This window comes from uncultured Kriegella sp., from assembly GCF_963975415.1.
GTDB lineage: Bacteria > Bacteroidota > Bacteroidia > Flavobacteriales > Flavobacteriaceae > Kriegella.
Map to the genome: position 1 here is coordinate 505,095 of NZ_CAXBGN010000001.1, position 12,667 is coordinate 517,761.

A 12,667-nucleotide genomic window follows, 5' to 3' on the forward strand; every position below is an offset into this window, starting at 1 on the left:
TTAGAATGCAACTTATCAATGACCTAAAGTAAAAAGACATAACCGATTCAATACTCCAAAGGTCTATGACCAATTTAACTATATTTACGTATCAGAAACAAGATTTCATCCAACAAAAACACTAGCAAAACAGGAAATCAAAAACTATGAAGTACGATTTATCACAAATGATGTCTTTAGACATTTATCTATCCTCTTTAAACAAAACCCAGTACACAGAGGTTACCCCCCAAATAAAGCGTAATACTTTCAAATCTGCCCCCCTCTTGAATTGGGATATTCAAAGTGTACATTACTTTAATGAAATGAAAGCCCTAAAAAGGAAACAAGACATTCTAAAGATTAAAGAGATGGCCAAAAAATTACATTGGAAAAATGACATTGACGCAATTTTTGGAAAACAACATTTCGAAGCACTTGTACTTACCGATTTCGAACAAAAAATAATGTGGGTCAATGATGGCTTTTCCGAAATGACCGGATATTCCAAAAACGAAGCACTGAACAAGACCCCTACTTTTTTACAAGGTGCGGACACCAGTTCAAGTTCTAAAAAAAGAATCAAAACAAAATTAAAGCATAAAGTACCCTTTACCGAGGTATTGGTGAATTATAAAAAAGACAATACGCCCTACACCTGTGAGGTAAAAATATTTCCCTTATTCGACCATGCCATAACGCATTTTTTAGCCTTAGAAAAAGTAGCCATATGACGATTGAAGAACGCATTGAAAACTCGAAAACAACCATATTCAAAGCAGTATTTCCCAATACCACAAACCACTATGATACACTTTTTGGGGGAACAGCCATGCAACTTATGGACGAAACAGCATTTATAACCGCTACACGGTTCGGCAGACAACAAATGGTTACGGTAAGTAGTGATAAAATTGATTTTAAGAAAGCAATCCCCGCTGGTACCATTATTGAACTTTCGGGAAAAATAAGTCATATTGGCAATACAAGCTTAAAAGTACGGGTCGATATTTTTGTGGAGGAGATGTATACGTTATCCAGGGAAAAAGCCGTGTCGGGTGAATTTACTTTTGTCGCCATTGATGAAAATAAGCAACCTACCAAAATACTTTAAAAAAGGACTCAATGGGGCAATAAAAACCATTTTATCATTTATACCTATTTTCATTACAGCAAAAGCAACTTTTGAGCTTTCCCAATACCTAATAGAATTCAGCATATGACACTAACTACCGACCCTAGGGCCACGACCGTTTTCAATAACTACCCTTCGACCGTTCAGCAACAGATGCTTCACTTAAGAACATTGGTATTACAAGCTGCCGAAGACCTTGCAGGACTTGAAAAACTCGAAGAAACCTTGAAATGGGGAGAACCCAGTTACCTAACCAAATATGGGAGTACTGTACGCATAGATTGGAAAGCAAAAAAGCCCGACCAGTACGCCATCTATTTTAAATGTACTTCTAAATTGGTTCCCACCTTTAAGGTGCTTTATAAAAATCAATTTGAATTTGAAGGTAACAGAGCCCTAATTTTTAAACTTGATGACCCAATACCAGTAGCAGAAATAAAGCATTGTATTTCATTGGCCCTGAATTACCACAAAATAAAGCACTTACCCTTGTTGGGTGCTTAAAGCATAAGTCGGCTTGAAATAGTAATTGGCTTTTCATTGTCGAAAACGGTTACCTCAATCGCAGTTACTGCAGCGACCGGCTATCACCCCATGGAAAGTTTCGGAGACATACCCCTCTGGTAACATGACGTCTACTTCATTTTTAAGACACTCTACGCTTCCGCATACGGTACAGCGAAAATGAAAATGATGGTGCGTATGCTCATGCTTTCGCCCATGGCAGTTTATACAACGTGCAAAATACTGTTTACCATCATCACCCACGATTTTATGCACTTTACCATCTTCACAAAACCTATTCAAAATACGGTAAATAGTTGCCCTATCGATATTCGAACTTAACTCTCGTTGCAGCATTTCATGGCTTACCGCTGTATTTGAACTTTTTAGAACGTTTAAAATTTCGGTCTGTGCTTCTGTTTTCCTTCTTCTTTGCATACTATTGCGACTTTGTTGCAATAATAAAAATAATTCATAACTTTGCCAAAAGCTTGTACAGGAAAACACCTTCAAGTTCTCCTTTTACTGATTTAAGAACATTTTATGTCATAATACCAATGAAAGACAACAAAAAAAAAGATGTAATCATCATAGGTGGAAGTTTTTCCGGGCTTTCAGCAGCCATGGCCCTAGGTCGATCTTTACAAGACGTTCTAATTATCGACGATGAAAAACCTTGCAACGAGCAAACGCCGCATTCCCATAACTTTCTAACCGAAGATGGACAAACACCACAAGCTATATTTATAAAAGCAAAAGAAAATGTGGAAAAATATGCAACCGTGAAATTTGTCAAAGATTTTGCAAGTGAAGGTTTCAAGACGAAGACCGGTTATCAGATAAACACGTTAAAAGGAGCTACTTTTTTCACAAATAAACTAATATTTGCTACTGGGGTCAAAGACCTGATGCCCAATATATCAGGTTTTCGTGAATGCTGGGGCATTTCGGTAATTCATTGCCCCTACTGTCACGGTTATGAAGTACGAAATAAAAAAACGGGAGTATTAGGAAACTCTGATTACGGTTTTGAATTTTCAAAACTAATAAGCAATTTGACCAAAGATCTCACTCTGTTTACCAATGGTAAATCAACACTATCCGATGAGCAAACCCTAAAACTTAAAAGGCATGGTATAGAAATCAACGAAGCCGAAATCGATCGATTCGACCACCAAGAAGGATATTTGAAAAATGTAGTTTTTAAAAACGGCTCCAAGGTTCAGCTTCAGGCTATTTATGCCAAAACACCTTTTGTACACCATTGTGACATTCCTTCGACTTTAGGCTGTGAGTTTACCGACACCGGACATATTTCCGTAGATGGCTTTCAACGAACAAGTCAACCAGGAATATATGCTTGTGGCGATAACACCACCATGATGCGCTCTGTATCAAACGCTGTGGCCATGGGAACGTTAGCCGGTGCTGCCGTGAATAAAGAGATAATCGATGAAGAATTTTAAAAGCGGAGCACAAATGGAGAAAAAATGGAACGAACGCTACCAAGAAGAAGCATTTGCCTATGGCACAGAACCCAATCAATTTTTCAAAGAGCAGCTGCTAAAACTTAAAGCGGGGTCGTTATTGATGCCTGCCGATGGTGAAGGACGAAACGGAGTATTTGCTGCCTGCAAAGGTTGGCAAGTGACATCGTGTGATTTGAGTGTGGAAGGGAAATTAAAAGCCACAAAATTAGCCGAAGCGAACGGTGTTGCTTTGGAATACATTGTTGGAGATTTGGAAGCGCTACATTTTGAAAAGGAAATTTTCGATACCATCGGATTGATCTACGCACACTTTTCAGCAGAAAAAAAGTCTCAACTTCACAAAAAATTGGATACGCTTCTAAAACCTGGGGGGATAATCATTTTGGAGGCCTTTAGCAAAAATCATATTCATTTCAATCAACGTGACCCAAAAATTGGAGGCCCTAAAAATATCGATATGCTATATTCCAAAGAAGAGGTTATGGCCGATTTCAAAAATTATAAATTTCTTCACTTGGAAGAAAAAGAAATACAACTGAACGAGGGTAAATACCATATAGGTACAGGTTCGGTAATCCGTTTTATTGGAAGAAAGCCCATACATTCCTAAGGGGGGGGGTCGAAGAATAGCAAAACTAATGGGCGGATATAGTGAAACCATGTCCGCCCATTGGTTCTATTTAAAATAAATCTACTTTCTCTAGTTTAAATGTGCAACGCCCGGTCATCGGTAGCCGCCAGGGCCGCTTCCTTCACTGCCTCAGCATAGGTCGGATGCGCATGGCTCATACGCGAAATATCTTCTGCAGAAGCTCGGAATTCCATAGCTGTTACGCCTTCAGCGATTAAATCTGCAACTCGCGCCCCAATCATGTGTACTCCTAAAACTTCATCAGTTTTTGTATCGGCTATTATTTTCACAAAGCCATCAGTATCCATGCTAGCACGGGCCCGGCCCAAAGCACGCATAGGAAATTGGCCTACCTTATAAGCTACCCCGGCTTCCTTCAATTCTTCTTCGGTTTTACCAACCGCAGCAACTTCTGGCCAAGTGTATACCACCCCGGGTATCAAATTATAATCGATATGCGGTTTTTGTCCTGCCAATTGCTCGGCTACCAAAGCACCTTCCTCTTCAGCTTTGTGGGCCAACATAGCACCTTTTATAACATCGCCGATAGCATAGATGTTCGAAACGTTGGTCTGTAAATGCTCGTTGACGGCAATTCTGCCGCGCTCTTCCGTTTGCACACCTGCTGCCTCAAGGTTCAGGCTTTCTGTATATGCGTGACGTCCTACGGCCACCAAACAATAATCACCTTTGAATTCCACCTCTTGACCTTTTTTATCATCGGCCTTGACAATGACTTCATCACCGTTGCGCTCGACAGACTTTACTTTATGCGATAGGCTGAATTTCACCTTCTGCTTTTTCATCACCTTCATCAATTCTTTAGAAAGTGCCCCATCCATTCCAGGAATAATGCGGTCCATAAACTCAACAACGGTGACATCGGCTCCCAAACGTTTATACACTTGTCCCAATTCCAAACCAATAACCCCTCCACCAATTACAATAAGGTGTTTCGGAATTTCTTTCAGTTTCAAGGCCTCGGTTGAAGTAATAATCCTTTCTTTGTCCAATGTTATAAAAGGCAAAGTTGACGGTTTAGAGCCTGTCGCTATAATTATGTTTTTAGCCTCAATGGTTTCGACGTTGCCATCATTCTTTTTAATATCGATATGATTGGCATCCTTAAAACTGCCCAATCCTTCAAAAACGTCAATTTTATTCTTATCCATCAAAAACTGGATACCTTTTGTCGTTTGATCTACTACTGATTGCTTCCGGGAAATCATTTGCTCAAGATTAACCTTTATTTCTCCCGGTATGTCGATTCCGTGCTCTTCAAAGTGCTTAATTGCATCCTCGTAATGATGACTTGAGTCTAGCAGTGCCTTCGAGGGAATACAGCCCACATTTAGGCATGTGCCTCCCAAGGTACTATACTTTTCAATAATCGCCGTCTTCATTCCCAATTGCGCACATCGTATTGCAGCAACATATCCTCCAGGTCCTGAGCCAATAATGGCCACATCGTATGAACTCATAAAACTTTTGTTTAATTTAAAGTAACAAAATTAACACTATTTTTCGGTTAACAATAGACCGAAAAGATAAAGATACGGGCTTTCGCCGTGAATTGACCCACATAAGAGGGCGTTTGCAGAACAGATGGCAAAATCGTAATATTACCACAACGTTAAACCGAAGTGCATGAAAGGCAAAAAGGGACCCAAATACCGTCAAACCGAGCATATTGTTGAAAATAGGGAGTTAAAAATTTGGGAGGCGCTCATTCCCGTTGTTGCCCTAGTGGCCATGTTGGCCTATAATGTATATATTTTTGGTGATGATGCAATCAGCGGTTCGAATCAGTTTATCTTACTCTTGGGCGGGGCCGTGGCCGCCATTGTAGGCTTTGCCAACAAAGTTTCCTACAAACAAATGATTGCCGAAGTTGCCGAAAATGTAAAATCAACCACGGGAGCCTTACTTATTCTTTTGATGGTTGGTGCCTTGGCAGGTACTTGGTTGATTAGCGGTATCATTCCTGCGATGATTTATTATGGCCTACAGATTTTAAACCCTACTATTTTTCTAGCTGCCTGTGTTATTATTTGCGCCATCATTTCGGTCGCCACAGGTAGTAGCTGGACCACCTCGGCAACCGTAGGTATAGCCCTAATAGGTATTGGGGAAGCTCTCAATATTTCATTGGGAATGACAGCTGGCGCCGTACTTTCGGGCGCTTATTTCGGAGATAAAATGTCTCCACTTAGCGATACGACCAATCTGGCACCGGCAATGTCAGGCGGAGACCTTTTCGATCATATTAAATACATGACAATTACCACGGTACCTACTATCTTGATAACATTAATAGTCTTTATTCTCATCGGTTTGTCGTTGGATACCACTGGCACAGCTGATACAGACGCAATTCTAAAGAGTATAGGTACTACTTTTAATATCAGCGCATGGTTATTTCTGGTTCCGGTCATTGTCATCATTTTAATCGTAAAAAAAACCCCTCCCTTAGCCGCTCTTTTAATTGGAACGCTTTTGGGAGCACTTTTCGCATTAATTTTCCAACCTGAAATAGTAGCCGGATTAACTGGTGCCAAAAGACTTGACCTGGCATCTGGTTACAAAGGAATATTGAACGCCATTACACTTGAAACCAACATACCCACCGACAATCCGACGCTTACAAAACTATTTTCCGCCAAAGGCATGAATGGCATGTTGGGTACTATTTGGCTGATTCTCTGTGCTATGGTTTTCGGAGGTGTTATGGATGGCATAGGCGCCTTATCACGCATAACAAAAAGCCTTTTGGCCATGGCCAAGTCCACATTTGGTTTATTCGCCAGTACCGTGGGGAGTTGTTTGGCTTTGAACATAACAGCCTCAGATCAATATTTGGCTATTGTCGTACCCGGGAAAATGTTTGCCAAAGCTTATAAAGACCGTGGATTGGCCCCTGAAAATTTGAGTCGAACGTTGGAAGATTCGGGTACGGTCACCTCTGTTTTAATTCCTTGGAATACATGCGGTGCATATCACAGCGGGGTTCTGGGAGTCAGTGTGTCAGATTATTTTATGTATGCCATTTTCAACTGGTTGAGCCCCATAATGACATTACTATTTGCTGCTTTAGGAATTAAAATAAGGCAATTGACTTCCTCCGCCGCTAGTGAATAGTTGCACAATCAGAAGTATAATATTACCCTACCCGAAAATCATAGGGAAGAATGATGTTTTAACACATTTTTAACCTGACAGACAGCCTGTTATAAATTTGATTGGCATCTTATTTGCGGCCAAAATATTGAATTTTTAAAATTGTTCAAAAATGAAAAAGTATATCTTACTTTCGTTTGTGGCAATTTTGGCTGCCGCATGTAACGCCCAGGAAAAAAACAGTATCGAGTCCAATCATGAAAACGAATTGGTTCAAAAAGAACCAAAAGGTACATGGAGGGTCACTAAAGAACTTGATGAAAAAGGCAACCTTATACGTTACGACTCCATCTACTCTTGGTCATCTTCGGAAAAATCTAAAAACATTGGCGCGCATACCCTTGATAGCCTGAATCAAATGGTCAGCAAGGCTTTTAGAAGATTCGGAACAATCAACGGAAACGCAACATTTCCCGATTTTTTTAATTCCGATTCGCTTTTCGGCAAAGACCTTTTTCATGATAACTTTTTTGATGAAGAGTTTTTTCGAGACCGTTTTTACAACCAGTTTTCCGATAGGAAAAAGCTGCTAAAACATATGGACTCGCTTCAAAGGGAATTCTTGGAAAAATACAATTTTCAACAACTTCCCCTAAAAAATGAGGAGGATAACAAAAAGAAAATATCACCTCCAACGGCTACTAAAAAAGTTTAATCGAATACCTCATAATTTTCAGGGTGCAAAACTTTTAAATCTGTAAAATTAAGGTCTCTTTTCTGATAATAAAACAAGAAACAGATCCTTAGTATTATGCTATTTATAATAGTTATGCTACTATCGTTTTTTTAAATGTCGAATGCTTTCTTCACCGATCTGAAGTCTTAATTTTGTGCTTAGAATAAACCTTAAAAAACAGCTTATATATGTCATTTGTAGGAAAAAAATTCCCCAATTTGAGTGTAAACGCCATGAACGATTTGGGCGATACTTTTAAAATTAATATTTTGGAAGAAGCCCAAAAGAGCAACAAAAAAGTTCTATTGTTCTGGTATCCAAAAGATTTTACATTTGTTTGTCCAACTGAACTTCATGCCTTTCAAGCTGCCTTGGGAGAGTTTGAAAAAAGAAATACCATGGTAATCGGAGCCTCTTGTGATACTGCCGAAGTTCACTTTGCCTGGCTGAGTACTGCCAAAGATAATGGTGGTATAGAAGGTGTTACATATCCAATATTAGCCGATAGCAATAGAAACTTGGCATCTACCTTAGGTATTTTAGACATTACCGATGAAGCATACAACGAAGAAACAGGCGTCGTCACTGTTGAAGGCGATAATGTGACCTATAGAGCCACTTATCTTATCGATGAGGAAGGAACTGTCTTTCACGAAGGCGTTAATCACATGCCTTTAGGTAGAAATGTCAACGAATTTCTACGTTTGATCGATGCGTACACCCATGTACAAGAGAAAGGTGAAGTATGTCCTGCCAATTGGGAAGAAGGTAAAGATGCCATGACTGCCGACAGGTCGGGTGTTGCCAATTACCTTTCAGCACATGCGAACTAAACAGTGATTTAAAAAGTTAGTTATAAAAAAATGTGAGTCAACAAAGTAATTGTATCAACCTCACAATTGCTTTGTTGCACCACATAGAAATCATAAAAAAAAATATATCCATGGTATTAGAATTGGAACAAGATAATTTACAGGAAATAGTTGCTGCGAATAAAAATGTCGTTGTACAATATTCCGCAGGTTGGTGCGGCAACTGTCGTATAATGAAGCCAAAATTCAAAAAAGAGGCTACGACGCATGAAGATATTACTTTTATCATAGCTGATGCGGAGAAATTTCCCGAATCGCGAAAGATGGCCAAAGTTGATAACCTCCCTACCTTTGCCACTTTCTCCAATGGGGCATTTAAAAATCAGGTGCAGACGAATAAGTATGATGTTTTAAAAGAGTTGATCAATGAAGTTGCCAGTAATTAAACATTTGACCAATTTTATAGAAAACAATGACGAAGATTTCATTGTAGAAACTATTGAGACGCTTGAAGACCTTACCGAGGTTTCTTCTTTAAAAGACGAGGAACTTAATGTAATCGGCGAACTCATTTCAAATATGTACGGGGCCATAGAAGTACATAAAGCCATCAAAGGCGGACAACCAAAAAAAGAAGCCTTGAATGAATTCATGAAACGCGTGACAGGTTCTATAGATACCTAGTGATTTGCTCTAGAGAAGGCCCGAAAAAAGCTGTACATTAAACATTTGGGTCCTCTACTAAAATCTCAAAACAAGATGTTCTTCTTTTTTTATTTATTTGATGTTTATAATTCGGTTTTGATGGGTTCACCCCTTTCTTAAAAAGAAGTTCGTAAGGGCACCCGGAAACCTTATATGAAAAAAGCGGATAAAAAATGATGGTGGCCACTTACATATCATCTTAATATTTTTTAATTTCACCATCAACTTAAAAATGAACATCATGGCAACAGTAACGCTTAAAGGAAATACAATTCATACATTGGGAAACTTGCCCGCCAACGATAGTAAGGCACCCAATTTCAATTTAACAAAACCAGACCTCTCCACCGCTTCACTATCTGATTATCAAGGTAAAAAGGTAGTGTTGAATATATTCCCAAGTGTTGATACGGGTACTTGTGCCCAATCGGTAAGACAATTTAATGAAGAAGCGGCCGAATTGGACAACACTGTAGTCTTGTGCATCTCTAAAGATCTTCCTTTCGCCCAAGCCCGTTTTTGTGGTGCCGAAGGCATATCCAATGTCGAAATGCTATCTGATTTTAGAGATGGTTCTTTTGGAAAGTCTTACCAAGTTGAGTTTTCAGATGGACCGTTGCAATCGTTGTTGTCGCGTTCCGTAGTTGTTCTGAATGAATCGGGCAACGTAGTTTACAGCGAACAAGTTCCCGAAACTGTGGACGAGCCCAACTACAAGGCTGCCTTAGAAGCATTGATGGATGCCTAAGGAATCTTTTGCGAAAAATAGAATAAAGAGTGTGGGTTTCGCTTTGCGCGGAGCCCTACTTTTGATTCGCACCGAGGCGAGTATAAAAGTACAAGTGGGTATCACTGTTCTGGTCACCATAGCAGGGTTCTACTATAGCCTTTCCGCCACTGAATGGATACTTCAGATTTTTGCAATTGGTTTGGTTATGGGAATTGAGGGTATGAATACCGCTGTTGAAAAAATAGCGGATTATATTCAACCTGAATTCGATAAAAAAATAGGTTTCATCAAAGATATTTCTGCCGGTGCCGTAATGTTGGTCTCCATTGCAGCAAGTATTATTGGAGTTATCATTTACTTACCAAAGATTTTTTGAAGTATAAATCCCACTGCCTTCGACTGTAAATTTGTAATTTAGCCCCCAGAATAAAAGATTTTATGGCAAAGAAGGTACGAAAACCAAAGCCTAAAGCGGTAAAAAAAGGCCTGGGTTTTAGCATGTCAAAACAAAATAAAATAATAGTGGGAAGCCTTTTGGTGCTCCTCAGTATTGCACTTTTCTTTTCCTTTATTTCCTTCTATTTTACTTGGCAAGATGACCAGAGCTTGCTCACTGAATTTAACAATAGAAATGCAGAGGCCAAAAATTTGCTAAACAAATTCGGGGCAAGTGTCAGTCACTTTTTTATGTACAAAGGGTTTGGTTTGGCATCGCTCGTTCTACCGTTTCTGATGTGCCTCACCGGTCTTTATATGTTTCTCGGTATTGAGAAAAATGGATTGTTCAAGAAATGGATATGGGGCATGGTCTTTATTTTATGGCTTTCCGTTGCCTTGGGTTTCTTCGCCTATGACAATCCTTTGTGGGGCGGAATGGTCGGTTATGAGATGAACGACTTCCTTCAAGATTACGCCGGAAAGATCGGGGTGCTACTTTTGTTATTGTTCGGATTGATTTTTATCTTGGTTCGACTGTTCAAATTCTCACCTGAGAATATCGGCACTTATTTCAATAAGAAGAAAACAGCGTTATCCTCCGAATTCAAAAAAGAAAAAAAAGAAGAACAAAATGACATGTTTACATCGGTTGAAACAGATGAAGAAACTCCGGTAACCATTGACACCTATACACACAAAGAAAATATTCCGCATTTAGAAAAAGAACCGGTCAAAGATGATTTTGAAGTGACCATGCCCGTAGAGGAAGAGGTTACAGAAGATCTGTCGATGGAAGTTGAAAAGATCGTCGAGGAAAAAGAGGAAGTCGACAATATGGCCAGTAAGTTGGTAGATGATTTCGGTGAGTTCGACCCCACACTCGAGTTGGGCAACTACAAATTCCCGACCATAGAACTTTTAGACCAGCACGGTGTTTCCGGAAGTATTACCATCAACCAAGAGGAGCTAGAGGATAACAAAAACAGAATTGTTGACACCCTAAAGAACTATAAGATTGGAATTGCCCAAATTAAAGCTACCATTGGCCCAACAGTAACCCTTTATGAGATTGTGCCGGAAGCGGGCGTACGTATATCTAAAATCAAGAACCTTGAAGATGATATCGCCTTATCTTTAGCTGCTCTCGGTATCCGAATTATCGCTCCTATCCCTGGCAAGGGAACCATTGGTATAGAAGTACCGAACAAGAACGCTACAACCGTATCGATGCGTTCCGTTATTGCTTCCAGTAAATTTCAAAAAGCTGAAATGGAATTGCCCATAGCCTTTGGAAAAACCATTAGTAACGAGACATTCGTAGTGGATCTCGCCAAAATGCCCCATATGTTAATGGCCGGTGCTACGGGTCAGGGTAAATCGGTAGGTTTGAATGCTGTATTGACTTCCCTCCTTTATAAAAAACATCCTGCTGAAGTAAAATTTATCTTGGTTGACCCCAAAAAAGTCGAATTGACGCTTTACAATAAAATCGAGCGGCACTTTCTGGCAAAACTTCCTGATTCAGAGGAAGCTATTATTACTGACAATACCAAAGTAATCCATACATTGAACTCCCTTTGTATCGAGATGGACAATCGCTATGAATTGTTAAAACATGCCATGGTTCGAAACCTCAAAGAATACAACACTAAGTTCAAGGCACGAAAATTGAATCCGAATGACGGACATAAGTTTTTACCTTATATTGTTTTAGTTATCGATGAGTTCGCTGATCTTATCATGACCGCAGGTAAAGAAGTAGAAACCCCGATTGCACGATTGGCACAATTGGCCCGAGCTATCGGAATTCATTTGATCATAGCTACTCAGCGCCCGTCTGTCAATGTAATAACCGGTATAATAAAGGCCAATTTTCCTGCTCGAATTGCCTTTCGGGTTACTTCAAAAATAGATTCTAGAACAATTCTTGATGCGCAGGGAGCTGATCAATTAATTGGTCGCGGGGATATGTTGTACACTCAAGGTAATGATGTCACACGAATTCAGTGTGCCTTTGTAGATACTCCCGAAGTAGCCAAAATCACCGAATATATAGGCTCCCAAAGGGCCTATCCAATGGCTCATGAACTTCCAGAGTATGTTGGTGAAGATTCTGGCACAAGTCTTGATTATGATATAGCTGATCGTGATGCTATGTTCCGTGAAGCTGCTGAAGTTATCGTAACTGCGCAACAAGGTTCGGCCTCGCTAATTCAAAGAAAACTTAAATTGGGTTATAACCGTGCAGGAAGAATCGTTGATCAGTTGGAAGCGGCAGGAATCGTAGGGCCTTTCGAAGGCAGTAAGGCTCGACTGGTTTTGGTACCCGATTTGGTAGCGTTGGATCAATTATTGAATAATGAAGGCCGATAAAAGGCATTAATATTAAA

15 protein-coding genes are annotated in these 12,667 nt (G+C 39.8%); 13 read left to right on the plus strand and 2 right to left on the minus strand.

The window, feature by feature from the left end; translation table 11 throughout:
* The first annotated feature begins 146 nt into the window (after positions 1-146).
* The 3 genes from AACZ88_RS02045 to AACZ88_RS02055 all read left to right on the plus strand — a co-directional run bounded on the left by AACZ88_RS02045 (position 147) and on the right by AACZ88_RS02055 (position 1,618).
* A complete protein-coding gene (locus AACZ88_RS02045; protein WP_339705450.1) occupies positions 147-713 on the plus strand; it encodes a PAS domain-containing protein in 567 nt (188 codons plus the stop codon).
* The gene (locus AACZ88_RS02050) at positions 710-1,093 is read left to right on the plus strand and encodes an acyl-CoA thioesterase (RefSeq protein ID WP_339705453.1); all 384 of its coding nucleotides are present in this window, start codon (positions 710-712) and stop codon (positions 1,091-1,093) included. Before AACZ88_RS02045 ends, AACZ88_RS02050 begins: the two co-directional genes overlap by 4 nt.
* 105 nt (positions 1,094-1,198) lie before the next feature.
* Entirely contained in the window at positions 1,199-1,618 is a 420-nt protein-coding gene (locus tag AACZ88_RS02055) for a DUF1801 domain-containing protein (protein WP_339705456.1), read from the plus strand.
* Positions 1,619-1,672: 54 nt separating this feature from the next.
* Here AACZ88_RS02055 and AACZ88_RS02060 read toward each other — a convergent pair whose 3' ends face one another.
* A complete protein-coding gene (locus AACZ88_RS02060) occupies positions 1,673-2,056 on the minus strand; it encodes a transcriptional repressor (RefSeq protein ID WP_339705459.1) in 384 nt (127 codons plus the stop codon).
* A gap of 119 nt (positions 2,057-2,175) precedes the next feature.
* Here AACZ88_RS02060 and AACZ88_RS02065 point away from each other — a divergent pair, with 119 nt between their 5' ends.
* Both AACZ88_RS02065 and AACZ88_RS02070 read left to right on the plus strand, forming a co-directional pair.
* The gene (locus AACZ88_RS02065) at positions 2,176-3,084 is read left to right on the plus strand and encodes an NAD(P)/FAD-dependent oxidoreductase (protein WP_339705462.1); all 909 of its coding nucleotides are present in this window, start codon (positions 2,176-2,178) and stop codon (positions 3,082-3,084) included.
* Entirely contained in the window at positions 3,071-3,718 is a 648-nt protein-coding gene (locus AACZ88_RS02070) for a class I SAM-dependent methyltransferase (protein ID WP_339705465.1), read from the plus strand. The genes AACZ88_RS02065 and AACZ88_RS02070 overlap by 14 nt, the downstream gene beginning before the upstream one ends.
* Before the next feature lie 95 nt (positions 3,719-3,813).
* Here AACZ88_RS02070 and lpdA read toward each other — a convergent pair whose 3' ends face one another.
* Positions 3,814-5,220: a dihydrolipoyl dehydrogenase gene (lpdA, locus tag AACZ88_RS02075; protein WP_339705468.1), complete on the minus strand. Its 1,407-nt coding sequence runs from the start codon at positions 5,218-5,220 to the stop codon at positions 3,814-3,816.
* Between the two features lie 166 nt (positions 5,221-5,386).
* On the opposite strand from lpdA, the gene nhaC reads away from it, so the two are divergent.
* From nhaC to AACZ88_RS02115, 8 genes are all read left to right on the plus strand, one after another.
* Positions 5,387-6,877 (plus strand): Na+/H+ antiporter NhaC, encoded by a 1,491-nt coding sequence (nhaC, locus tag AACZ88_RS02080; protein ID WP_339705471.1) that lies wholly within the window; start codon positions 5,387-5,389, stop codon positions 6,875-6,877.
* A gap of 151 nt (positions 6,878-7,028) precedes the next feature.
* Complete coding sequence (locus tag AACZ88_RS02085) at positions 7,029-7,571, plus strand: hypothetical protein (protein ID WP_339705474.1); 543 nt, start codon at positions 7,029-7,031, stop codon at positions 7,569-7,571.
* 209 nt (positions 7,572-7,780) lie between these two features.
* Positions 7,781-8,425 (plus strand): peroxiredoxin, encoded by a 645-nt coding sequence (locus tag AACZ88_RS02090; protein ID WP_339705477.1) that lies wholly within the window; start codon positions 7,781-7,783, stop codon positions 8,423-8,425.
* 110 nt (positions 8,426-8,535) lie between these two features.
* Entirely contained in the window at positions 8,536-8,850 is a 315-nt protein-coding gene (locus AACZ88_RS02095) for a thioredoxin family protein (protein ID WP_339705479.1), read from the plus strand.
* On the plus strand, positions 8,831-9,088 hold the full coding sequence (locus tag AACZ88_RS02100; protein ID WP_339705480.1) for a hypothetical protein: 258 nt from the start codon (positions 8,831-8,833) through the stop codon (positions 9,086-9,088). Before AACZ88_RS02095 ends, AACZ88_RS02100 begins: the two co-directional genes overlap by 20 nt.
* A 262-nt stretch (positions 9,089-9,350) precedes the next feature.
* Entirely contained in the window at positions 9,351-9,857 is a 507-nt protein-coding gene (gene tpx, locus AACZ88_RS02105) for a thiol peroxidase (protein WP_339705481.1), read from the plus strand.
* Complete coding sequence (locus tag AACZ88_RS02110; protein ID WP_339705483.1) at positions 9,850-10,215, plus strand: diacylglycerol kinase family protein; 366 nt, start codon at positions 9,850-9,852, stop codon at positions 10,213-10,215. Before tpx ends, AACZ88_RS02110 begins: the two co-directional genes overlap by 8 nt.
* 62 nt (positions 10,216-10,277) lie before the next feature.
* Entirely contained in the window at positions 10,278-12,650 is a 2,373-nt protein-coding gene (locus AACZ88_RS02115; protein ID WP_339705486.1) for a DNA translocase FtsK 4TM domain-containing protein, read from the plus strand.
* Positions 12,651-12,667 lie beyond the last annotated feature (17 nt).

What these genes read in the sequence shown, in the direction of transcription:
- AACZ88_RS02100 (WP_339705480.1), top strand. Translation starts at nt 8,831, where the DNA reads ATGAAGTTGCCAGTAATTAAACATTTGACCAATTTTATAGAAAACAAT.
- nhaC (WP_339705471.1), top strand. Translation starts at nt 5,387, where the DNA reads ATGAAAGGCAAAAAGGGACCCAAATACCGTCAAACCGAGCATATTGTT.
- AACZ88_RS02055 (WP_339705456.1), top strand. Translation starts at nt 1,199, where the DNA reads ATGACACTAACTACCGACCCTAGGGCCACGACCGTTTTCAATAACTAC.
- lpdA (WP_339705468.1), bottom strand. Translation starts at nt 5,220, where the DNA reads ATGAGTTCATACGATGTGGCCATTATTGGCTCAGGACCTGGAGGATAT.
- AACZ88_RS02065 (WP_339705462.1), top strand. Translation starts at nt 2,176, where the DNA reads ATGAAAGACAACAAAAAAAAAGATGTAATCATCATAGGTGGAAGTTTT.
- AACZ88_RS02085 (WP_339705474.1), top strand. Translation starts at nt 7,029, where the DNA reads ATGAAAAAGTATATCTTACTTTCGTTTGTGGCAATTTTGGCTGCCGCA.
- AACZ88_RS02115 (WP_339705486.1), top strand. Translation starts at nt 10,278, where the DNA reads ATGGCAAAGAAGGTACGAAAACCAAAGCCTAAAGCGGTAAAAAAAGGC.
- tpx (WP_339705481.1), top strand. Translation starts at nt 9,351, where the DNA reads ATGGCAACAGTAACGCTTAAAGGAAATACAATTCATACATTGGGAAAC.
- AACZ88_RS02050 (WP_339705453.1), top strand. Translation starts at nt 710, where the DNA reads ATGACGATTGAAGAACGCATTGAAAACTCGAAAACAACCATATTCAAA.
- AACZ88_RS02095 (WP_339705479.1), top strand. Translation starts at nt 8,536, where the DNA reads ATGGTATTAGAATTGGAACAAGATAATTTACAGGAAATAGTTGCTGCG.
- AACZ88_RS02060 (WP_339705459.1), bottom strand. Translation starts at nt 2,056, where the DNA reads ATGCAAAGAAGAAGGAAAACAGAAGCACAGACCGAAATTTTAAACGTT.
- AACZ88_RS02045 (WP_339705450.1), top strand. Translation starts at nt 147, where the DNA reads ATGAAGTACGATTTATCACAAATGATGTCTTTAGACATTTATCTATCC.
- AACZ88_RS02110 (WP_339705483.1), top strand. Translation starts at nt 9,850, where the DNA reads ATGCCTAAGGAATCTTTTGCGAAAAATAGAATAAAGAGTGTGGGTTTC.
- AACZ88_RS02070 (WP_339705465.1), top strand. Translation starts at nt 3,071, where the DNA reads ATGAAGAATTTTAAAAGCGGAGCACAAATGGAGAAAAAATGGAACGAA.
- AACZ88_RS02090 (WP_339705477.1), top strand. Translation starts at nt 7,781, where the DNA reads ATGTCATTTGTAGGAAAAAAATTCCCCAATTTGAGTGTAAACGCCATG.